The organism is Thalassotalea sp. LPB0316, from assembly GCF_014898095.1.
Lineage (GTDB): Bacteria > Pseudomonadota > Gammaproteobacteria > Enterobacterales > Alteromonadaceae > Thalassotalea_G.
Genome location: NZ_CP062946.1, coordinates 2,872,843 through 2,895,934 on the forward strand (window position 1 = coordinate 2,872,843; position 23,092 = coordinate 2,895,934).

At 43.4% G+C, this 23,092-nt stretch carries 13 protein-coding genes, 1 tRNA gene and 1 pseudogene; 7 read left to right on the top strand and 8 right to left on the bottom strand.

Annotated elements, in window-relative coordinates; all coding sequences use genetic code 11:
• Positions 1 to 17 precede the first annotated feature (17 nt).
• The 3 genes from LP316_RS12970 to dnaQ all read right to left on the bottom strand — a co-directional run bounded on the left by LP316_RS12970 (position 18) and on the right by dnaQ (position 2,324).
• Positions 18 to 94, bottom strand: a tRNA-Asp gene (locus LP316_RS12970).
• A 170-nt stretch (positions 95 to 264) separates the two neighbouring features.
• Complete coding sequence (locus tag LP316_RS12975; protein WP_193021571.1) at positions 265 to 1,611, bottom strand: TIGR03503 family protein; 1,347 nt, start codon at positions 1,609 to 1,611, stop codon at positions 265 to 267.
• Entirely contained in the window at positions 1,590 to 2,324 is a 735-nt protein-coding gene (dnaQ, locus tag LP316_RS12980; RefSeq protein WP_193021572.1) for a DNA polymerase III subunit epsilon, read from the bottom strand. Before dnaQ ends, LP316_RS12975 begins: the two co-directional genes overlap by 22 nt.
• 110 nt (positions 2,325 to 2,434) lie before the next feature.
• Here dnaQ and rnhA point away from each other — a divergent pair, with 110 nt between their 5' ends.
• Complete coding sequence (gene rnhA, locus LP316_RS12985) at positions 2,435 to 2,896, top strand: ribonuclease HI (RefSeq protein ID WP_193021573.1); 462 nt, start codon at positions 2,435 to 2,437, stop codon at positions 2,894 to 2,896.
• Between the two features lie 105 nt (positions 2,897 to 3,001).
• Complete coding sequence (locus LP316_RS12990; protein ID WP_193021574.1) at positions 3,002 to 3,865, top strand: MBL fold metallo-hydrolase; 864 nt, start codon at positions 3,002 to 3,004, stop codon at positions 3,863 to 3,865.
• Between the two features lie 22 nt (positions 3,866 to 3,887).
• On the opposite strand, the gene LP316_RS12995 is transcribed toward LP316_RS12990, so the two are convergent.
• Both LP316_RS12995 and LP316_RS13000 read right to left on the bottom strand, forming a co-directional pair.
• A complete protein-coding gene (locus LP316_RS12995) occupies positions 3,888 to 4,409 on the bottom strand; it encodes a DUF2919 family protein (protein ID WP_193021575.1) in 522 nt (173 codons plus the stop codon).
• 28 nt (positions 4,410 to 4,437) lie between these two features.
• Positions 4,438 to 5,148 (bottom strand): DUF599 domain-containing protein, encoded by a 711-nt coding sequence (locus LP316_RS13000; protein ID WP_193021576.1) that lies wholly within the window; start codon positions 5,146 to 5,148, stop codon positions 4,438 to 4,440.
• A 234-nt stretch (positions 5,149 to 5,382) separates the two neighbouring features.
• Here LP316_RS13000 and LP316_RS13005 point away from each other — a divergent pair, with 234 nt between their 5' ends.
• From LP316_RS13005 to LP316_RS13015, 3 genes are all read left to right on the top strand, one after another.
• Positions 5,383 to 7,743 carry a carbohydrate binding family 9 domain-containing protein gene (locus tag LP316_RS13005; protein ID WP_193021577.1) on the top strand — a complete coding sequence of 787 codons (2,361 nt, stop codon included), beginning with the start codon at positions 5,383 to 5,385 and terminating at the stop codon, positions 7,741 to 7,743.
• 146 nt (positions 7,744 to 7,889) lie between these two features.
• The gene (locus LP316_RS13010) at positions 7,890 to 10,271 is read left to right on the top strand and encodes a carbohydrate binding family 9 domain-containing protein (protein ID WP_193021578.1); all 2,382 of its coding nucleotides are present in this window, start codon (positions 7,890 to 7,892) and stop codon (positions 10,269 to 10,271) included.
• 40 nt (positions 10,272 to 10,311) lie between these two features.
• Entirely contained in the window at positions 10,312 to 10,797 is a 486-nt protein-coding gene (locus LP316_RS13015; protein ID WP_193021579.1) for a type II secretion system protein, read from the top strand.
• Positions 10,798 to 10,912: 115 nt separating this feature from the next.
• Here the strand turns inward: LP316_RS13015 and LP316_RS13020 are convergent, their stop codons facing one another.
• Positions 10,913 to 12,043 (bottom strand): PQQ-dependent sugar dehydrogenase, encoded by a 1,131-nt coding sequence (locus LP316_RS13020; protein ID WP_226960746.1) that lies wholly within the window; start codon positions 12,041 to 12,043, stop codon positions 10,913 to 10,915.
• A 590-nt stretch (positions 12,044 to 12,633) separates the two neighbouring features.
• Here LP316_RS13020 and LP316_RS16200 point away from each other — a divergent pair.
• Both LP316_RS16200 and LP316_RS16205 read left to right on the top strand, forming a co-directional pair.
• Positions 12,634 to 12,987 (top strand): annotated as a pseudogene (locus LP316_RS16200) (methyl-accepting chemotaxis protein); the annotation flags it as partial.
• A 60-nt stretch (positions 12,988 to 13,047) separates the two neighbouring features.
• The gene (locus LP316_RS16205; protein ID WP_226960850.1) at positions 13,048 to 13,410 is read left to right on the top strand and encodes a CZB domain-containing protein; all 363 of its coding nucleotides are present in this window, start codon (positions 13,048 to 13,050) and stop codon (positions 13,408 to 13,410) included.
• A gap of 120 nt (positions 13,411 to 13,530) precedes the next feature.
• Here the strand turns inward: LP316_RS16205 and LP316_RS13030 are convergent, their stop codons facing one another.
• Positions 13,531 to 16,536, bottom strand: coding sequence for a TonB-dependent receptor (locus LP316_RS13030; RefSeq protein WP_193021581.1), 3,006 nt, complete (start codon positions 16,534 to 16,536; stop codon positions 13,531 to 13,533).
• A 96-nt stretch (positions 16,537 to 16,632) separates the two neighbouring features.
• Complete coding sequence (locus LP316_RS13035) at positions 16,633 to 22,764, bottom strand: carbohydrate binding domain-containing protein (protein ID WP_193021582.1); 6,132 nt, start codon at positions 22,762 to 22,764, stop codon at positions 16,633 to 16,635.
• Positions 22,765 to 23,092: the final 328 nt, after the last annotated feature.

Genomic DNA, 23,092 nt, shown 5'->3' on the forward strand with positions numbered 1-23,092 from the left:
AACTAGCGAGATTAAATTGGCGGAGTGGACGGGACTCGAACCCGCGACCCCCGGCGTGACAGGCCGGTATTCTAACCAACTGAACTACCACTCCGCGTAAAATCTCGTTTCAACAGCAAGCCGTTGAAAGCGAGGAGGATAATACGGTTCTGAACCCTCCCCGTCAACACTTTTTTTTACTTTATTTGTTAGTTGGACATTTGCTAACCAAAAAGCAGAAATAAACGTCAAAATAACAACTTTTCTGCGCAAATCAACGACAAGTTAAGTTGTTAAATCCGAGTCTGTGTTTTGATTTTTCTTCTTTTTCTTTCGCAAATAAATCAATAGACCGACAATAGCACCGACCACAATTACAATATTACCACCAATAATGATGATCATCTGGAGCCGCTCTTGTGCTGCTTGCTCAGCTTTTATCTGGGCAATTTGAGCAGCTAACTCAGCTTCTCGTTGCTTGGCGAGCTCAGCTCGACGTCGCTCCTGTGCTAACTCCATGCTTGTTGCGCTATCTTCACCTAAAGTAGACATATCAGGTAACAAGCTATTTTCTGTATGCTCAACGTTAAAACTGTATTCTGGTAATACTAAGCGAAACTCTCGGCCATTTTTTGTTTCACCGAATGCGCTAACTTTTACCCGATGCACACCTGACTCAGTATAAGGTACTTCAGCTGTTCTGCGCTTGCCACTACCTTCAAGTACCGAAAATGGTACCGCTTGTTTGTCTGGATAGGTAATTTTCCCCTGAAAAATCAAACTATCGGGCTTGACGTATTGATCAGAAATATCGAAGTGAAGCTTATGCGCAACTTCTTCACTAGATGATGTTTCCACTAAGGTGGTAATAGGACTGCGCTGCAAAATTACCGGCTTTTGTTGTAATTCACGCGCCGCCATGGGTAAAAATAGCTTGTATACGGGCACCCATTCGCCAGGGGCTATTGTCAGTTCAAACTCTCCGGTAAAAACACTATCTCGGGCATATTCATCAAGTTCACGGCCATCATCGCGAAAAGTTGTCAGGCGAACAAGATCAGCACCAAAATTGTCGTAGTCTTGGTTGTTAGTACTAAAGAAATCGACATCGATTGACACGACATCACTAAAATTAGGCGTGTCGATAGCAAACTCACCGTTGTACAACTTAGCTGTCACTTTTACCGTTTCACCAGCAAGTAATATCTCAGGTAACGGCTCGACCTCAATGCGCACATCAGACACCACCATAATTTGACTCTTAGGTTCGATATTACCTAATGCCTGCCAAGGCCCTGGCATCGGATTCTTGATTTTGATCATGTCGAAGGTGCGATCGTCATACCACTCAACTTGCTCTTTATCGTGCGACTCTACCTTAATTTTAGTGCCATCGGGTTGAACTAAAATAATCGGTGCAGAGCCATGGGTACGATAAAACAAGAGTGTAATTTCTTCGATATTGGCATCAATGCGAAAGCGATTATCAAAATAAGGGATTTGATTAGTCACGTTATCCACGCGATAAAAATCAATTTTATCCGTCACTTCTTGACTATTTACGGCCGAAGTAGCTAATGCTGCAGCCAAAACGCTCGCGCAAAGCGCTTTTATTGTTCTCTTTTGCGCCATATAGGCTCGCTCCCTTTATCTGCAACTATATCTAACCTGGCTTGGTGCTCAGTTAATTCATCGGCAGAAGCCCTAACAACCTTTAGTGGTTTTCTATCCAGCGACAACCGAATAATGGCATTTTTATCACCTGATTGCTCTGCGCCAGAACTTAAATTCAAAGTTTCTTGCCTTCGGGTCATTTCGATATAAACGAAAGCCAACAATTGAGCATCGATCAAAGCGCCGTGATAAGTACGGTCAATTAAGCCATCAACGCGATAATGCTTTGCCAAAAAGTCTAAGGTTTTAGGCGAGCCAAACTCGTCTTTTGACGTCATCAAGGTATCGGTGATTTTGCAAATATCCGCTGTATTCGGCAAGCCTCGGCCAACCATATTAAACTCGTGATCCATAAAGCCAACGTCGAATTTGGCGTTGTGAATAACCAGTTCAGCGCCGTGAATAAAATCAATAAAATCTTGAGCGACATCAGCAAACAACGGTTTATCCGCTAAAAATTCATTGGTTAAACCGTGAACGTCGATAACCTCCTGTTCCATTTCAAATTGCGGATTGATATAAACGTGATAATTGCGCCCAGTTAATTGGCGGTTGATCATTTCAACACAGCCAATTTCGACAATTCTGTGACCTTCTCTTGGGTTAATACCCGTTGTTTCGGTATCTAGAATAACGAGTCTTTCTTGTTGTTTTTCTGTCGGGTGTCCCACGCAGTACTCTCTTTATTGAAAACAATTAGTGCCATTATACGGACAGATTTGAATAAATAAAAAGTTTCAAATAATCGTGTTACCATAGCCCCAAAAAATAGAGTTATATTATGAAAGAAGTAAAGATATTCACCGATGGCTCATGTTTGGGCAACCCCGGTCCCGGTGGCTATGGCGCCGTTCTCATTTATAAAGGCCATCAAAAAGAGTTAGCCCAAGGGTATCAGCTCACTACCAACAACCGTATGGAAATGTTAGCAACTGTCAAGGCGCTTGCCTCACTAAAAGAGCCTTGTAAGGTCACATTAACCACAGATAGCCAATACGTAAAACAAGGGATCACCTCGTGGATCAGTAAATGGCAAAAAAACAATTGGAAAACGGCGGCAAAACAACCGGTGAAAAATGTCGATTTATGGCAAGCACTTTTTGAGCAAACTAAGCGCCATGACATTAAATGGCATTGGGTTAAAGGTCATTCTGGCCATCCAGAAAACGAGCGTTGTGATGAACTTGCCCGCAATGCAGCAATGGCAAAAGACTTACTCAAAGACGAAGGTTACATTAGTTAAACAACCATAGTAAATCTGCTGAGAACTCAATTTATCGTTGGCAAAGCTAGCTATCTCGTTTAGTATTCCCAAGCAATATAAATTATAACGTTTGGGAATATTAAAATGCATCATCCCACTATCAAAGCATTCTTTCATCAAGATTCTTCCACTTTGACTTATGTCGTTCACTGCCCTGTAACCCTAAAGTGCTGTGTTATCGATCCACCACTTGATTACGATATTTTTTCTGGCAACTTAACTTCAAACTGTTTAACACCGATTATTGAGTACATTAAGCGTGAAACCCTTAGTGTCCAGTGGTTGTTAGAAACCCATGCCCATGCTGATCACGTGACGGGGAGTAAAGTATTAAAAGCTAAAGTTGGTGGTCAAATCGCGGTTAGCCACGGTATTGAAGATGTTCAAAATAGCGTTAAAAAGATGCTGCAATTATCAGATGAGGTCTTAACTACCCAAGTTTTTGATAAGTTATTTGAAGACGGTGAACGTCTTGAGTTGGGCGAGTTAACGATTGAGATATTAGCAACGCCAGGCCATACACCAGATAGTGTCACTTTCGTGATTGGTGAACACGCCTTTGTTGGTGATACTTTATTTATGCCTGACTCGGGCTCAGCTCGCTGTGATTTTCCCAATGGTAGCGCCGCTCAGTTATACCAATCAATACAAAAAATCTATCAATTGGGCGACAACACTAAGTTATACATGTGCCATGATTATCGGCCAAACAATCGCGAGCTTGCCTATATTACGACCGTTGCAGAACAAAAGAAAAGTAACGTCCAAATTAACGAAACCGTTAGCCAAGCGCAATATGTTGAAGTTCGAGAAGGTCGCGATGCTAAATTAGCTATCCCACGACTACTCTACCCTGCGCTGCAAGTAAATATTCGCGGCGGTAATCTACCTCAAGCCGATAGCAATGGCCAAGCCTATATTCGAATGCCAATGCAACTGGCTGATTAAACTTCTAACTATAAGCCACACATTAGGGGTGTGGCTTTCTTCGCTCTTTCGGCTTGACATACTCAGGCAAAGGCTCAGGAAACTCAGCTAAATTAAGTGCTAAACGTTTACTCGTCAGGCTTTTATATATCAAATACAAGGTCAATAGGCTTTGCCCGACTAACCAAGTTACCGACGTTAAGTCCCAATAAAAATAAGCAATGACATTAACGATTAAATCAAATAGCAATGCGGCAACCATTAACTGGCGATAACGCGGCCAAATACTTTTGATCCAAGCACTCGCCTCTGGGCGCCTCAAACTCATCACTACAATCAGTAAAATCCCCACTAATCCTGAGATCAAATTTAAATAAAACACCTGTTTTTCTGGGTAGACAAAGGCAATAAAGCTGGTTCGATCTTGAAAGTTAGTCAGCGATATTAGCCAGACAATATAGGCTCGCATAACAAATAAAATCACGACATAGCAAAGACGAGAGATCTTCAAGCAATCAAATTTGTCGAAGTCATTAACACTGTAGTTGGCGTACTGCTTACTCATACCAAATCAACTCTCTTGGTGAAACGGATCAAATATCCCGCTCTTGGTTTAGAATCTCCTGCCCTGCGGTAATTGCTTTGACCGCCTTTGACTGGAATTCACGAATATACAAGGTATAAACAACAAAGGCGCTAGCAAACATAAATAGCAAAGGATGATAAAACCATGACAGCGCGGCTAACGAGAAGTAGTACGCGCGCAAACCATAGTTATATGAGTGTGCTGCTTGGTCTTGAACAATCGCCATTTGCCGAGCGTAGCGTTTTAAGTTTTCATTTTCACGCTGGCCATCCACCGGCATAGCCCCAACCATGACATTCAAAAAGCCATATTGGCGCATTGACCAGGTAAAATTAAAAAACGCCAAGACAAAAATAAAAACCAGCAAGCTAATCTTCATTTGAATTTTTCCTTCTGTTGCAAAAGCAGCATAAGGTAGCGAGTTGATTACTGTGGCAACGTGTTCAACTTTAGCAAACAACGCCAACAAACCGGCTAACACTAACAACGTGCTCGAAGCAAAAAAGGCGATATTGCGCTCTAAATTAGCCAATAATGATGCATCGGAAACCCTAATTTCGTGACCAATTAACTCATGCATCCAGTGTATTCTATGTTGATGCAAGCAACGGGCAATACAGTCGGTTGTTTTCGCTTTCTTACGGGCAAAGGTTGTATAACCGTACCAACAACAGACAAAAAATGCGGCGGCGATAAGATCAAGAAAAGAAAGCATCATAAGGTGAAAATACACTCATCATTAAAACTTTGAATATGATAACCAGATTTATCTTAATAATTAATCTATTACTAGTATTTTTGTTAACAAACTAGATCACCGTCTAAATAACAATAAATTAACAATTGCAAATTAACGTAAATTTCATACCGCCAAACGTAAAGCTTTTGCCTCAAAATGTAATTTTTTGCGACACTATGTAAAGAAAATAATAATCCAATGTTCAGGAAAACCATGCGTCCAATATGGCAAGCACTCGTTGCATCTTTTACTGCTTTATCTCTCCACGCGTTTGCTGCTGACAAGCAGCCTCCAACGATAGCTATTCCAAAAGTTTCCGGTGAAATTACCATTGATGCCAAACTTGACGAACCACAATGGCAAAACGCTCGTAAAGTATTGGTAAATAACGTAACTCGCCCGTATGACAACATTCCTAGCCCCGTTAATACCGAAGCCTTACTCATGGAAGATGGTGAAACCTTCTATATTGCGTTTATCGCTCAAGATCCCGATCCTAGCCAGATACGCGCATTCTTGCGCGATCGCGACCGCTCATGGGGCGATGACATTGTCGGAATAAAAATAGATGCCTACAACGATCAACGCCGTGCCTATCGCTTTTTAGCTAACGCCTTAGGTGTGCAAATCGACGGTATAGAAAACGCTGTAACAGGTCGAGAAAGCGACTCATGGGATGGTATTTGGCAGAGTAAAGGTGAAATAAACGAACAAGGCTATATTGTAGAAATGGCATTACCCCTGCGTATGCTTAATTTCAAAGAAGGACTTGATATACAGCAATGGGGAATTGAGCTTGTTAGGTTCTACCCACGCCAAGAGCGCCTGCGCCTCTCGAATATTTATCTCGATCGCGACAATAATTGTGAGTTATGTCAGCTGGCAGTTGCTCAGGGGTTTAGCGGTGCTAAACAAGGCAATAATTTAACGATAACGCCATCGGCTGTGATCGGCCGCCTCCAAACACGTGAAGACGATGGCGAATGGCAAGATGAAGATACACAAGAGTTGAGCCTCAATGTCCGCTGGGGAATTACGCCAGATATTTTATTAAACGCAACCATCAACCCAGACTTTTCAACCGTTGAAACCGATAATGCGCAATTGAGTATCAACAATACTTTCGCCTTATTCTTCGATGAAAAGCGCCCTTTTTTCCTTGATAACGCAGATTATTTTGAATCTGATTATAATTTGGTTTACACCCGAAATATTAACGCGCCAAATTACGGAGCGAAATTAACGGGCCGCCATGGTGAGCACTCACTGGGCTTGTTTATTACCGATGATGAAACCACCAACATTTTAATTCCAGGTAATCGCTCATCTTCAGTCGGTACTATCGAAGACTCATCACAAGCGATGGCAATGCGCTATCGCTACAATATCAATCAAGATATTACCCTTGGCTGGATCAGTACCATGCGCAACGGCAACGACTATAAAAACCAAGTACACGGTATCGATGGCAATATTCGCTTTAGTGAATCTGACACTGTTAAATTTCAAACCGTCTACTCCAATACCCTATATCCTGAAGACTTCTATCAGCAATTTTGCGATGCCGATGACCCTTTGGTTTGTCAAGATGCTGAGAATTCGCCTGAGTGCTCAATCGAAGAAGGCTGCGCGGTTAATGAATTAGTATTGCGCACGCAAAAAGATGGGGATTTTAGCGGTAATGCTTTTAAAGCAGAGTATCGTCACAGTGATAGAGATTGGTTCTACCGAGCGTTTTACAATCAACAAAACGCTGGCTTTCGCGGTGACTTAGGCTTTATGTCTCGTGTTGATCACCAACGAGCTGGCGTTGCTTTAGAGCGTAAATGGTACGCTGACCCTGGGAATTGGTGGAACCGTTTTAACATCTATAGTGATTACGATATTACGCACAACGATAACGGTGAACTCATAGAAGAAGAATACGATATCAATGCCAATATAAGTGCTAAGTATGAAAGCTATATTCGCGTTGGTTATACATACCGCGACGTTGTGGGTAGCCGTATTGACAAGAGTGACTTAGCGATAACAGGTAACACCACGTTATTCCACCAAAACGTGTTCTCTATTTTTGGTGAAATCAAACCCATTTCTGGTTTATATCTCAATACTCGCGTTAATTGGGGTGACGGTATCGATTACGCAAATAATAGAGCAGGTAAAAAGCTCGAAGTACGACCAACGATTAACTGGAGTGTTAATCAGCATTTAGAGTTCAAACTTCGTCATACATACCGCGAGCTCGACGCCGATAATGCCAATGTTTTTATCGCTCGGTTAACCGATTTAAGAACCACTTATCAATTTAATGTCCAGAGTTATTTGCGCTTTTCATTGATATATAACAACACCAGCAGAAACCCGTTTAACGCTCCGTTTACGTCGCCAGAAGACATAGAAGCTAAAACCAGAAACGTATCGACTGAATTGTTATACGCCTATAAGATCAACCCTCAAACGGTATTTTATACGGGGTATTCAGATAATCACTACACTGTTGGTGATTTCAGCGAGTTAGAGCAGGATGAGCGCGGCGTGTTTATGAAATTCAGTTACGCTTGGTTGAAGTAATACTAAGGGAATGCTCTCTAACAGCTAAAGCCGCGCTACTTAGTGCGGCTTTTTATTATAGGTAATTCATATAAGTAGTTGAGTTAATGTTTATATTTTGTAACAATCTTGGCAAAAATATGAGCATCAGCAATCAGGGAGTATGTGTGAGCGCTTCATTAATGAGAAAAATAATAAAGCTTGTCGCGACGACAACAGTACTATCAACTACTTTTTTATTGACGACGTCAGCTTTTGCTCAGCAACGATCTTTGATTGCCAACAATCAGCAAATAGATATACCGAGTACCCAGCATCCGATTGTTATCGATGGTGAATTAACCGATCGCGCATGGCAAGACGCTGTCACGATCGAGTTAGACATAGTTAACTACCCTTGGAATAACCGTCAATCTCCCGTTAAAACCACAGCAAAAATGGTTGAAGATGGCGAGCAACTCTATATTTCCTTTGTTGCTGAAGATCCTGAGCCAGAAAATATTCAAGCGATATTATCTGATCGCGACACCACTTGGTATGACGATATTGTTGGCATAAAAATAGACCCGCAAAATAACCGCAGAACCAGCTACGATTTTTTCGTAAATCCTTATGGCGTGCAAAACGATCAAGTGAGCAATGAAATTACCGGCAACCAAAGTACGCTTTGGGATGGTATATGGGATGCTTACGGTAAAATTACTGACCAAGGCTATCAAGTTGAAATGGCGATCCCATTTAGCATCCTCAAATTTGAAGAGTCTAGTGGCAAAAAATATTGGGCCTTTGAGCTCTCTCGCCAATACCCAAGAGATACGCGACTTCGAATTTCGCATGTGCCTCTGGATAGAAATAATGCCTGTTGGCTCTGCCAATACCCCGTTGCCGTTGGTTTTGAAAATGCAAAAGTTAAAAACGATTTAACTATCACCCCTGCCATTGTTGCAGGTTTTAATCAACAACGCGACGTGTATAGCCCAGGTAGTGACTGGCAAGATGACCAAGATTTTAATGCCGGTGTCGATATTCGTTGGGGCATTGATGCCAACACCCTGATCAATGCAACGATTAACCCTGACTTTTCAACGGTTGAAGCAGATGCTGGTCAATTAAATGTCAATACCACCTATTCTTTGTTTTACGATGAAAAACGACCGTTTTTCTTAGAAAATGCCGACTATTTTGATTCCCAGCTAGATTTGGTTTACACGCGAAATATCGCCGATCCCGATTATGGTGCGAAATTAACTGGCACAAAAGATACTCACACTTATGGTGCTTTCTTCGTTCAAGATACCCAAACCAACTTTTTAATGCCCGGCAATTTAAGTAGTGAATTAGCCATTCTCGATCAAGAAAGTCACTCAGGTGTATTGCGTTATCGCTACGATTATCAACAGTCATTGTCGATTGGTGCCATTTCAACCCTGCGAAAAAGCGACGGCTACCACAATTACGTTGCAGGCTTTGACGCAAAATACCGACTAGACGACAACAATACCTTCAAGGCTACGTGGCTCGGTTCAAGTACACAATACCCAAATGAGCTCTATCAAGATTTCTGTTATAGTGATGATTGTTCAGATAAGCCAACGGATTGTAGTTTTGGTAACTGTGGCTATTCTGAGCAAGTTATTCGCGCTAAAAAAGACGGTGAATTTAGTGACGATGCACTTACTCTAGAATATACCTACACGTCAGAGTTTTGGGATCTGAGCGTAGAGCATGAAAATATCGGCGTAGATTTTCGTGCTGATCTTGGCTTTATCAACCAAGTTGACCATAAAACGAATGAAATTGAGCTCGCTAGAAAATTCTTTGGCACTGAAAACACAGCATGGCAAGAAGCAAAAATAGTTGGTGAGTGGAAAAAACAAACTAACCAAAATGGTGAATTGATAGCTCAAGTTTACGATTTAGGCTTTGAAATCGACGGCCCAATGCAATCTTTGTTTGAATTTAAGTATCAGCACGCTGACAGAGTTGGCTTACGCATGGATGATGCTTCATTAGCTATCGACGGTAATACCGAGTTATTTACCGAGAAACTTTGGTCAGCTTTTGCAAGTGTCCAAGTTACATCTAACATCTACCTTGACGCCGATATCACCTTTGGTGACAAAATTGATTACACCAATAACCGTTTAGGTGAATTAGTTGAACTTGGTGCAAGCTTTGAGTGGTACGCTAATGATCACCTCAAAGCAACTATTAGTTATTACAATAGCGCCTTAGATGCTGACAATAGCGACGTTTACGATGCCCAACTTTTCGACACTCGCCTTACCTATCAATTTGATGTCTATAGTTACTTGCGCTTGAGTACTGTCTATGAAGATGTCAAGCGCAACCAAGCTAACTACTTGTTTGATAGTGTTAACAAGCAAGAGAAAAACCTAGTGACCCAATTGATTTATGCCTATAAACTCAACCCTCAAACGGTATTCTTTTTAGGCTATTCCGACAATAGCTTCGAAGATGATGAGTTATCATCGTTAGAGCGCGATGAACGCACCTTGTTTACTAAAATAAGTTATGCGTGGCGCTAAAGTCATTAACCAATTAACTGATGAGATTAAAGAAATAAATATGACAACACAACGTGGTTTTACCCTTATCGAACTAGTCGTCGTTATTGTTATTTTAGGTATTTTAAGTGCGACCGCCCTACCTAAGTTTGTCGACTTATCCGGTGATGCTCGCACAGCTGCCTTAACCCAGATAAAAGCCAGTGTAAAAGCAGCTAACGATTTAATTTTTATGAAGTCACAAATGCCAAGTTATGATACTCAGCCGGTGCCTGGTCGTGATGACTTACTTGATATTGATTTAAATGGCGATGGCAATTACGACCTGCGCTTAAAATACAATCATTTAGATAATACAGATATCGAAAAGCGCATTGATATTTCAGATGAATTTGTCGTTGAAGAAGAAGGTATTGATTACACCTACATTGGCTATGATCTCAACCAAGACGGCACAGTTAAAGACGACCAGTGTTACTTTTCGTATACCCAAGCCCAAAGTGAAACCATTCCACCCGCTTACGATATTATCAGTGATGGTTGTTAACCTAGCCCAGAGCTTAGAAACAAATACAGCCGCCACTGACATCAACGTTTAACACCAAGACTGCATCGGCGTGAACCCCCTAAGGTCTCACGCCACTTAACACCCTACCAAATATCTAGGGTACTAAACGATAGATCCCTTTACCATCAATACCCAAGTAAATTAAACCATCTGGGCCGACGCTCATGCTACGCACGCGAATAAGTTCGTCCTTCACCACTTCTTCTTTCACGACTGTGTTACCGTTTAGCGTTAACATCACTAGGTAGCCAAACTTCATCGAGCCAACCAGCAAGTTGCCTTGCCATTGTGGATATTTATCACTGGTGACAAACATCATGCCTGATGGCGCAATTGACGGTTCCCAATACCAAGCAGGTTGCTCCATGCCCTCTTTTTCGGTCAGTTCGGTAAAACTAGTACCTGAGTAATTAACGCCGTAGCTGATCACTGGCCAACCGTAATTTTTGCCTTTGCTGATAATGTTAACTTCATCACCACCTTTTGGCCCGTGCTCGTGAGTCCATATTTCACCGGTTTTAGGGTGTTTTGCCATACCTTGTGGATTGCGATGACCATATGAATAAATCGCTTTTTTAGCGCCTTGCACATCGATAAACGGATTATCCTCTGGGATTCTACCGTCATCAAAAATGCGGTAGATTTTACCCGCATCTCGAGTGATATCTTGTGGGTTAATATCTCGCTGACCGCGATCACCAATAGAGAAATACAAATAACCATTATCGTCAAATGCTAAACGGCTACCAAAATGCACACCTCGATCACCATAGGCCTGAGCAACGTAAATATCTTGTTGTTCAACTAAGCTTAAGCCATTGAGTTTTGCCCGCATAATGGCAGTACTAAAATTGCCATTGCCATCAGCTTTTGAATAAGAAAGGTATAACCAACCGTTGTCGGCGTAATTCGGGTGTAAAATAATATCGAGTAAACCACCTTGCTGTTTTACAGCAATTTCAGGTAATCCAGTAATCGGTTGTTCGACTAACTTGCCATCTTGAATGAGACGAAGTTCCCCACCGCGCATAGTGACCAGCAAATCACCATTAGGTAACCAAGCCATGCCCCAAGGAATACCATCATTTTCGACAAAAATTTCAGATTTAATCTCTTGGTTTTTAGGGCTAACGACAATATCTGCGCCATTTAGCGTGTCTGAGCACGAAGCAAGTGACATTAAACTCAATAAGCTTATCGCAAGCGCTTTATTTATATTTTTCATATTATTTCACAGTTAATTAACTCAATAATATCATAGCTAAGTCAGCGAATATTTGACAAAGCCTTTTAGCTCAAAAAATTGAGCCTTTAACGCAAGGTCAGTTTTCCGCTTCATTGATTAACACAACCGCTCATAGATAGTGCTATAAAGATTTTAGTATTTCATAGACTTAACTAGATTCTTTTGCTTTACTGAGACTATTACTCGTCATCAATTAGCGTGGATACGTCATGATTTTCGGTAAAAGCAACAACAAAGAACTCAACGCGCTTCAGCAAGAATTAGCAGCGTTAAAAGAAGAAAATAGCGCATTAAAAAACCAGCTTGATCTGGCTAATCAAACGACAAATGAGCTCTCGACAGATATAGCCAACTCATCAACTCGTTATCGCCATCAAGATGACTTAAACAAACTATGGCTACAATCATCAGAATTAATCAATCAAATCAGAGAAAGCTTGGCGGTTTCATCGTCAGAATTAATTACTCATCGCGATGGTTTTCAGTCATCAAATCAACTCTTTGATCAAATCATGGATATGCTCGCTTCTACGATAGCCTCAACTTCAGTGATTTCAAGTGACACCAAAATGGCCTCGGAATCTGTCGGTAAGCTCAGTGAAGTTACGCAAGGTATTAATAACTTTGTTAACATCATCAAAGGGATTTCTGACCAAACAAATTTATTAGCACTTAACGCGGCGATTGAAGCTGCCCGCGCTGGTGAGCAAGGTCGAGGGTTTGCTGTAGTTGCAGATGAAGTACGAACACTAGCCCAGCGCTCGGCGGAGGCGTCAAATGAAATTTCAGCGCTGATCGATCAAGTTAACAGCCAAATGAACGATGTTATTCAAAGTATTAGTGGCGTTGGTGATAAAAGTGAAGAGATCACCTCGAGTACGGCATCAATTGAAAATACCGCTGAACGCATTGTTGGTTTGTCGAAAAACATGTATTCGGTGATCACAAATTCAGCCGCAGATGCTTTTATTCAAACGGTAAAAATGGATCATGTAGCATGGAAATCAGACGTCTATCAAGTGATGTTGGGGATGTCTGATAAATCGGCCGATGATTTAGCCGATCACACCATGTGCCGATTAGGCAAGTGGTATTACGAAGGTGAAGGCAAAAGCCAATATGCGAATTTTGACGCTTATAAAAAGCTTGAAGCACCGCATGCACAAGTACACAAAAACGGGGTAGCGGCACTAAAAGCCTACGCTCAAGGTAACTACGATGACGCGCTAGATAAATTGAGAACAATGGAAACTGCTAGCTTTAAAGTCGTTGAGCTATTATCCCAATTATCAAATCAAATAGCAGCAACAGTGCCTAAAACGGTTGATCAAGATGAGATATTTTAACTAACAGCTTCTACATACCGCTATGCGATAGCCAGATAGGAAAAAAGAAACCCATCATAGTTGATGGGTTTCTCGTTTCTAGCCGTTAATGGCTAACTGTTTAATTGAGCTAGTATTAGCCTAAAAGGTAAATCGTCCACCTAGAGCATAACGACTACCGTATTGTCGAGCAAACAAAAACTGCTCTTGATAACGGCCATAACCTTGCTCAGTTTCATTATTGACATTAACCCCTTCTAAGAAAATCGTAATATTTTCGGTGATGTCATAGTTAACGCTAATATCCCACTGACCAAACGCTTTGGCGTATTGTGGCGGCGTATCTATGGTAGTGCCTTGTGCTTGGCCTAAACCAATAAGGTATGAATCTCGCCACGAATAGCTCGCCTTAACCGATAAGCCGTCTAAATCATAAAACAGTTGAAAGTTCGCGGAATCACTTAAGCCCGGTAATACCGGTTGTTCAGCGTAAATTGCGGGATCGTATTCAACATCGCCGTCAACAAAGGTGGCGTTAAGGGCAACACCAAAACCTGATTGACCGAATAAGTGCTGAATGGCAAATTCAGCACCTTCAACTGAGCGTTCATCGACATTTTCTGGTGAGTTTATACTCCATACCAATAATGGGTCGGTTGCCGGATCGGCCTCAATCGCGCCATCGGCATTACCATGGCCATTGACTAGCATTTGTTGAAAAATCGCCGAGTCCGTTGCCACTTCACCACGTTGCTCTATTTGGTTTACCGCTTGATTCCAACGATCACCTAAATAGATGTCATGCACACCATCTAACGTTTGATTAAACGGTGAGTTGGCAATCCAGTCGTCAACATCTTTCTTAAATAAGCCAAGCGCGACATAACTGCCCTGGTCGTAGTAATACTCCAATGACAAGTCTAGGTTTGTCGAAACAAAAGGTTTTAGCGCGGTATTACCACGAGCGCCAGTACGTGCACCAATTTTAGGGCTACCGGTATATGAAATACCGCCGAGCAGATTACCTAAGCCTGCGCGTGTCATTGATTTACCCCATGATAAACGCGCGACTATGTCTTCGGTTAAATCAAACTTGAAGTCAATCATCGGCAACCAAACGTCGTAATCAGAAGAGTTTGAGCTCGCTACAGGTTGGTCTTGATAAACAGTGATCCACTCACCTGCCGACACCCAGTTAACCATCATCGGGATATTGTCTTCAGACGGGCTAGTTACTTCGGTGGTTTCATAACGCACCCCAGCATTCACCGAAACATAAACATCACCAAGTTCAAACGCCCAATCGGTTTGTAAATACAAGCTATCGGTGTCTTCATCGACTCGGCTCATGGTATCTTGGGCAAAGTAAGGATCCGTGTTGTAGTAATTGTCACCGAGTATTTCTTCAGTTAACACCGCAAGTTGACGAGAAACCGCTTCATCATAGTCAAAGGTGTAAAAGTAGTTCGGTGATAACGCTGCGCCACCTCCTGAAAACTCATCAAGGAAGCTACCTGTATCGTGTAACATGAACATATCATCGGGGAAGATTGCAGTGAAACTAGGGTTAAAGCCTGGTCCACCGCGCAAGCCACTCCAGCCATTCCTACCCGTTAATGATTGCTGTGTGCGCGCTGCGCCAAATTTCACAGTCGTCAAATATTGATAGTCCGTTTGCCAAGTAAAGTGCAGTTGTAGTTGCTCAATCTCAGATTTACCTGGCGAATGAATAAACTGGCTGAAGTTCGAATCTATCTCACTTGCCATCAACTGATTGGTGCCGTTATCCCAGTTAATTTGATAACGCGGAATGTCACCACTGCTAAAGTCATAGACTTTTGATATCAATTTATCTGAGCCTAATATGACTTGCCCTTGACTACCACTGCCTTTGTCAGCGCCATTGTCTGTCTCGCTGCGCGAGTCGTGATAATCAACAACGAGATTAACACTATCGGTTATTTGCCAGTCGACATTGAAACCTATCGATGTTGACTCGACCTCAGTTGTCCCTTTACTCGCAGTAAAAGAGCCATCATCACCAGCGATTTCAGCATATACCGCAGTACCATTTTGATCGAGTTCATAACCGAGAATGTTTGAGCCAAAGTTGTTCCATATCCCCCAACCAAACGACTCAACACCGGTTGTTGCTTGACTCGCCGTATAATCTGCGGTGAAAACAAGCGTATCACTTGGCGCATATTGCAACGTTAACTGGCCATTATTGCGCTCGCGGCGAATATCTTCGTAGCCAAAGTTCATATCTTTAGGAAAGAAATGAGCGCCAATGCGTTCGCCATTTTCATCGAGTGATCGAGGGTCAATAGCTCGGCCATCAGCCAATGTTGGCAAGCGTCCGATACCTTGCTCTTGTGCGACAATATCGCCAGCATCATTTGGCCCATAGCGTACTTCACCGTATTGCCAACCTTGGATATTGGCTTGTTGTTTTTGAAAATCTCGGCGTTGATGAGAAAAGCTCAGCGCAACACCAAAAGTATCATCTAGCATCGTAGAGCTAAAAACACCGGCAATTTCAGGGGTGATATCATCGTATTTTTCGTTCGATTTATCATAAATCCCCTTGGCCATAAACGAGCCCTTATTGCCAGGGTTTGCCAGTGGTTTAGTCGACACAATATTGACCGTGGCACCTAAGCCGCCAGTGGGTGTTTCTGCTCGAGCTGACTTTTGGATCTCAAGCGCACTAACCCCTTCTGAAGACAGGTTTTCAAAAGCAAATGAGCGAGTAAAACCTGTGCCAGGCATTTGTCGACCATTTAGTGTCACCAAATTAAACTCAGGCCCAAAACCGCGCACGGTTATTTCGCTACCCTCTCCGTTTTGACGGCTAATCGAGACACCGGTAATACGACCTAGTGATTCCGCTAAATTAGTATCGGGAAACTTACCCATTTCCTCGGCCGAAATAGCATCCATAATGCCATCAGCATCGCGTTTTAAATCCATTGAGCGGATCATACTTCCACGAATACCGCGCACTTCGATAACTTCGACATCTTGCTCTGCAACAGCTTGCTGACTTTCTTGTGCAACGGCGTATGACGGTTGCAACGCGCTAGTGCTTAACGCCAAAAAGACCGACAGTGATATTTTATTTCTTTTCAAGTTCATCTTATTCACAATGACCTTCTTATTTTTTATCAAGCGCTGCGCTGATAAAACGCAGCGTTTTGTTATACCTAGTAAAATCTAACCTTTTGCTCGTAACCTAAGCGGTTATTCGAACCTGACATTGTCAATGCGATATACTGCGCCAGCTCCTTGCCCCCAAGCCGGAAATACCATGACAATATCGATATTCGTTTGGTCAAAATTCACGCCTGCTGCAACTAAATCAGCTACATTAAAGGTATAAGTCTGCCAAGTCCCTTCACTTGGTACGACGCCTTCTTGGCTGGTCGATAAATTCACTTCAACAAAGCTTCCTGCATTACCCGACTCCATTTTCAGCAGCCAAGGTGCGTCTGTTTGACTCGGTAGTTGAGTGACTTTCATTTCAAAACTAAAGGTTGTTGCCGCGCTAGCATCAAGCGCACCACCATTGTCTCTGCCATTAAGTCCTAATACCGTATCGCCATTAACCGTAAACTCAATGACCTCACCGTAGTTGGCACCGTCGTTAACCACACTCGGCGTTGAACCGGCGCAGCAATCCCAACTTGCCCAATTCGCAAGCACTGAATCAGCAAATAGCGTTGCAGGAGCAAGGGTAACTACTGGCCCAGACGGTTGTTCATCTCCACCTTCAGCTGCTACGGTTAAACTGACATTGTCTAACTGCACATGACCAGCTTGTGCGCCCATATCAAAGAACACGCGATTGTTTTCACCACCAAAACCTGTGGTAGTGAAATTCAAGGTATAAGTGACCCATTCTGTGCTCAATGCCACCGTTTCAGTAACATTGGTCCATGGGTCTTGATCTAAACCTAAGCCAACAATGATTGAACGGGCATCGTCTGAGCGAGCATCAAAGGTCAATACGTAGTCGGTATCGGCCACTAGCGTTAAGTTTTGCTTTAAGCTGACATCCCACGCATTACCCGCAACAGCAACATCTGCGGTAAATACACCATCGGCAATGCTTTCAACCATGCCATCAGTACCGCCCCAACCTGCTGCACTATCAAACGCCGAGTTAGCCAGTAATTCAGGACTTTGCTCTTCGCCTGCATCACCGCCAACATAATCAGACGCTAATACCAATGACACGTTATCTAATTGCACATGACCAGCTTGTGCGCCCATATCAAAGAACACGCGATTGTTTTCACCACCAAAACCTGTGGTGGTGAAATTCAAGGTATAAGTGACCCATTCTGTGCTCAATGCCACCGTTTCAGTAACATTGGTCCATGGATCTTGATCTAAACCTAAGCCAACAATGATTGAACGGGCATCGTCTGAGCGAGCATCAAAGGTCAATACGTAGTCGGTATCGGCCACTAGCGTTAAGTTTTGCTTTAAGCTGACGTCCCACGCATTACCCGCAACAGCAACATCTGCGGTAAACACACCATCGGCAATGCTTTCAACCATGCCATCGGTGCCACCCCAACCTGCTGCACTATCAAACGCCGAGTTAGCCAGTAATTCAGGACTTTGCTCTTCGCCTGCATCACCGCCAACATAATCAGACGCTAATACCAATGACACGTTATCTAATTGCACATGACCAGCTTGTGCGCCCATATCAAAGAACACGCGATTGTTTTCACCACCAAAACCTGTCGTGGTGAAATTCAAGGTATAAGTGACCCATTCTGTGCTCAATGCTACCGTTTCAGTAACATTGGTCCATGGATCTTGATCTAAACCTAAGCCAACAATGATTGAACGGGCATCGTCTGAGCGAGCATCAAAGGTCAATACGTAGTCGGTATCGGCCACTAGCGTTAAGTTTTGCTTTAAGCTGACGTCCCACGCATTACCCGCAACAGCAACATCTGCGGTAAATACACCATCGGCAATGCTTTCAACCATGCCATCAGTACCACCCCAACCTGCTGCACTATCAAACGCCGAGTTAGCCAGTAATTCAGGGCTTTGCTCTTCGCCTGCATCACCGCCAGCACTATCGCCAGCATCATCAGACGCTAATACCAAAGACACGTTATCTAACTGCACATGGCCAGCTTGTGCGCCCATATCAAAGAACACGCGATTGTTTTCACCACCAAAACCTGTGGTGGTGAAATTCAAGGTATAAGTGACCCATTCTGTGCTCAATGCCACCGTTTCAGTAACATTGGTCCATGGATCTTGATCTAAACCTAAGCCAACAATGATTGAACGGGCATCGTCTGAGCGAGCATCAAAGGTCAATACGTAGTCGGTATCGGCCACTAGCGTTAAGTTTTGCTTTAAGCTGACATCCCACGCATTACCCGCAACAGCAACATCTGCGGTAAACACACCATTGGCAATGCTTTCAACCATGCCATCGGTACCGCCCCAACCTGCTGCGCTGTCGAATGCCGAGTTAGCCAGTAATTCAGAGCTTTGCTCTTCGCCTGCATCACCGCCAGCATTATCGCCAACAGAGTCAGAAGCTAATACCAAAGACACGTTATCTAACTGCACATGGCCAGCTTGTGCGCCCATATCAAAGAACACGCGATTGTTTTCACCACCAAAACCTGTGGTAGTGAAATTCAACGTATAAGTGACCCATTCTGTGCTCAATGCTACCGTTTCGGTAACATTGGTCCATGGGTCTTGATCTAAACCTAAGCCAACAATGATTGAACGGGAATCGTCTGAGCGAGCATCAAAGGTCAATACGTAGTCGGTATCGGCCACTAGCGTTAAGTTTTGCTTTAAGCTGACGTCCCACGCATTACCCGCAACAGCAACATCTGCGGTAAATACACCATCGGCAATGCTTTCAACCATGCCATCAGTACCACCCCAACCTGCTGCACTATCAAACGCCGAGTTAGTAAGTAACTCACCATCTGAACCTGAGTCATCACCATTGCCATTACCAGCATCTCCGCCAGTTGATACGAGTACAACACTGACATTATCAAGTTGGACATGACCTGCCTCTGCGCCCATATCAAAGAATACTCGACTGTTAGCGCTGCCGAATCCTGTTGTCGTCAACGTAAAACTGTAGTTGGTCCACTGAGTAGTCAACGCAACCGTTTCTGAAACATTGGTCCAGGGCGCTTCGTCTAAACCCAAACCTGCAATAATTGAACGGGCATCGTCTGAACGCGCATCAAAACTTAAGGTATAAGTAGCATCTGCTTGCAATAGAAGGTTTTGCTTTAAGCTAACATCCCAAGGGTTACCAGCAATAGCAACATCAGCGGTGAACACGCCATTAGCGATACTTTCCACCATACCGTCAGTGCCGCCCCAACCTGCGTTATTAGCAAAATCAGCGTTTTGAATAAGCTCAACACCAACTTCTTGACTAGCGTCATCACCGCCAGAGCCATCATCGCCCGATCCGCCATCGCTGCCAGAGCCGTCATCGTCGCCTGCTCCGCCATCATCGCCACTGCCATCACCTGTATATGGGTTTTCATCGCCTTCAGGAATACCAATAAAGACGTTATCGACGCGATAAACCGCGCCAAGACCTTTACCCCATTCAGGGAAAATCATCAGAAGATCGACCTCTGTTAGGTTTAATCCTGCACCTGCTAGCTCAACTAAAGGAAAAGAATAGGTCTGCCACTCACCTAATGTTGGCGTGGTACCTTGCAAGCTATCCGTTAGGTTTAATTCTGCAAAACTATTACCCGTAGCATTTGAGCTCTCAACCTTAAGCAGCCAATTGGTGTTTTCATCCATTGGCATGGTTTCTACTTTTAGATCAAAGCGCAACACCCCATTATTGGTGATTGGTGCAAGATTGAGTACCTCACCAGAGCTTCTGCCCCAAAAGCCAACCACTGTACCACCGTCAAAGCCTTCACCAATGGTGAATTCAACCACCATATCGTGCTCTTGATCATCCATCACCTCAACTTGCGCTAGCCCAGCACAACAGTCCCACAACGTCCAACCACTGCGCACTGCGTCGTCGTATAGCGTAAAGAGTTCCTGGTAAACCGTGTTATCAGGACCTTTTTCAGCGCCACCGTCTTCCTCTTCAAAAGCGGTAGAGTGAATGATCATATTATCAACGCGAAATCGGGCACCATCACCTTGCCCCCATTGTGGAAAAATCAACGCAATATCAATCGCTGAAATATCTAAACCTTCTTGTAGTAGCGAGTTCATTGATACCGTGTAATGTGTCCACTCGTTTTGAACCGGCGCCTGCGGTAAACGATAATCAACCGCAGTACCACCTAAATTTGTGCCGCCGTTTGACTCGAGCTTTAAATACCAAGGTGCGTTAGGGTTTTCTGGAAAATCAATGAGTTTAAGATCGAATTCAATAGCACCGGTAAGTGCTAACGAGCTAGCATCAAACGGATAGCCTGAGCCGCCTTGATCTTGGCGGACGGTAAAACCGACCACAGAATTACCATTGATATAAAACTCGGCTGCATTGCCGAATTCAGGATCTTCGTCTGCCACAACAACGGGCACAATACTACTTACGCCTTTCGCGACTTGGTCATCCCACATTGGCCAGTTTGGATTTTCTTGATCTTCAAAAAGTAACAATTCAGCGCCTTCAAAAGCAGCGCCGATAGTCACATTATCTAGTTGATACACAGCGCCAGCGCCTTTACCAACGGTGGGAAAAATCTTAATCGAAAGAATATTTTCGCTATTTAATCCCAGCGCTCGTAAGCTGCCAAGTTCGAAAGAATAATGCTGCCACTGGCCAACGGTAGGTAAAACGCCTTCTAAGCTATCGACTAATGCTAGCTCTATCTGACCAACTTCCACGTCACTAGTATCACTGCTCTTTTGTTTACCCGACTTAGCACTACTACCAGCAGCTTCATCCTGTGGTATCATTTCGTATTCCACTTTAAACACCCAGTCGGCACTCGTATCAGCAGGCATAGCTAAGACATTGATATCAAATTCGATTAACGCTTCATCGGGTAGCAACGAGCCATCATAAGCGGGGCCAGAAAAACCCAACTCACCAGACTCATTGGTCACGGTAAATTGAACCACCTCACCATAAGTTTCATCACCAGAATCGACAGTTTGTGCTTCATCTTGGCCAACGATATCCCATGCAGATTGGTCTTTAGTAAAGATATCAACGCCAACGGGCACAGGAATAATCGGTGGGATAGGCACTGGTGCGGCACCTTTAATATAGGTGTCGTTGTAGTAATCTGAACTAATGGTTGCGCAGCCCTTACCCGTTATCGGATCCTTAGTGCATTGATAGACGCGAACATAATCTACTTGATAGGCGTTACCATCAACATAAGCGGAGTGGTCAACACCTTGTGCGATTGAGCCGTTGTCATCACCAATGAAATAATTAGCGGCCTGATGTGTTCTACCCGCCCAGTTACCGCCGACAGCGTTATTTAAGATAATAAAGAAGTCTTGATTGAACGGTGCTTTTTCATAAACAATTTCTGTTTCGTCATCGTCGTTGATAATTTGCGTATACCAACCCGTTTCCGATAAACCAGCCGCTGCGCCATCAGATGCACGGTAAGTTACTTGCGAGTCAGTTTGATAAGCATAGAGAACATCGTCGATGTACCAACGTATTTCACCCTCTTCCCACTCTATCGCATAAACGTGAAAATCATCGGCAGGTGATGCGTTAGGCAACGGATATTCACCACCGGTGTAGTCGTGGTTGCTACCCTGCATTGGTCCGTAGTGTAGTGTGCCATGGGCGTGTCTATCGATATCACCATCTTGACGAACCTCACCAATATTAACCCACTCAACTAAATCAATTTCGCCTGATAGTGGCCAAGTTCCGTATTCAGAATTCGTTGGCATTAACCAAGCTGCCGCCCATGAGCCCTGACCTCGAGGTGCTTTAGCTTTTACCTCAATTCGACCATAGGTAAAATCGACTTTGTTCTGAGTGGTGATGCGAGAAGACGTGTATGGCTTGGTTAGGTTAGCACCGTCAGGTGTTGGCCGAGCGACTATATTAAGAATGCCGTCTTGAATGAATAAATTATCGGGTGAGTCTGTATAGCACTGCTCTTCGGCGTTACCGCCACCGTCACAGTTAATTTCGAAATTCCAGTTATCTAGATTCAAGGTACCAGAATCAAACTCATCACTCCATACTAACTCCCAATCAGACGTTGGCGTTTTCGTATCTATTTCGACAATCGTTGTTGTTGTTGCGGCATCACCGCCACCCCCACACCCCGAGACGACTGCCGTAGCTAGCATTATCGCTGACAGCCGCCAAAGCGTGTTTGCTCGCTCTTTACTCATAGAACTCTCCCAATTTTTACCTTACTCAGCTAAACCACACTAGCACTGCATACGTATGCATTTAGTAGAAAAAAGGCGCTGTTTTTTTGTTATTACCGTAATATCTCTGGGTTAATTTGTATCATGTACAACAGGTTATCGACGAGCGAAAACGACAAGGCGGATTATAAAAAAGCTAAAACGGACTAAAATATCACCATCGATATCAGTGATACGCTTTGCACCAATATTTCGCTCAATCGCTGAACGTACTCATCAACACTTGCAATGCTAAGTTAATGATAAGAAACTAAAACTCGCCAAAACGGTAAAATAACAAGGTGAAGCG

Bases quoted from the DNA above. Each gene is read 5' to 3' on its own strand.
- LP316_RS12975 (WP_193021571.1), bottom strand. From the start codon at position 1,611: ATGGCGCAAAAGAGAACAATAAAAGCGCTTTGCGCGAGCGTTTTGGCT.
- rnhA (WP_193021573.1), top strand. From the start codon at position 2,435: ATGAAAGAAGTAAAGATATTCACCGATGGCTCATGTTTGGGCAACCCC.
- LP316_RS12990 (WP_193021574.1), top strand. From the start codon at position 3,002: ATGCATCATCCCACTATCAAAGCATTCTTTCATCAAGATTCTTCCACT.
- LP316_RS12995 (WP_193021575.1), bottom strand. From the start codon at position 4,409: ATGAGTAAGCAGTACGCCAACTACAGTGTTAATGACTTCGACAAATTT.
- LP316_RS13000 (WP_193021576.1), bottom strand. From the start codon at position 5,148: ATGATGCTTTCTTTTCTTGATCTTATCGCCGCCGCATTTTTTGTCTGT.
- LP316_RS13005 (WP_193021577.1), top strand. From the start codon at position 5,383: ATGCGTCCAATATGGCAAGCACTCGTTGCATCTTTTACTGCTTTATCT.
- LP316_RS13015 (WP_193021579.1), top strand. From the start codon at position 10,312: ATGACAACACAACGTGGTTTTACCCTTATCGAACTAGTCGTCGTTATT.
- LP316_RS13020 (WP_226960746.1), bottom strand. From the start codon at position 12,043: ATGAAAAATATAAATAAAGCGCTTGCGATAAGCTTATTGAGTTTAATG.
- LP316_RS16205 (WP_226960850.1), top strand. From the start codon at position 13,048: ATGGATCATGTAGCATGGAAATCAGACGTCTATCAAGTGATGTTGGGG.
- LP316_RS13035 (WP_193021582.1), bottom strand. From the start codon at position 22,764: ATGAGTAAAGAGCGAGCAAACACGCTTTGGCGGCTGTCAGCGATAATG.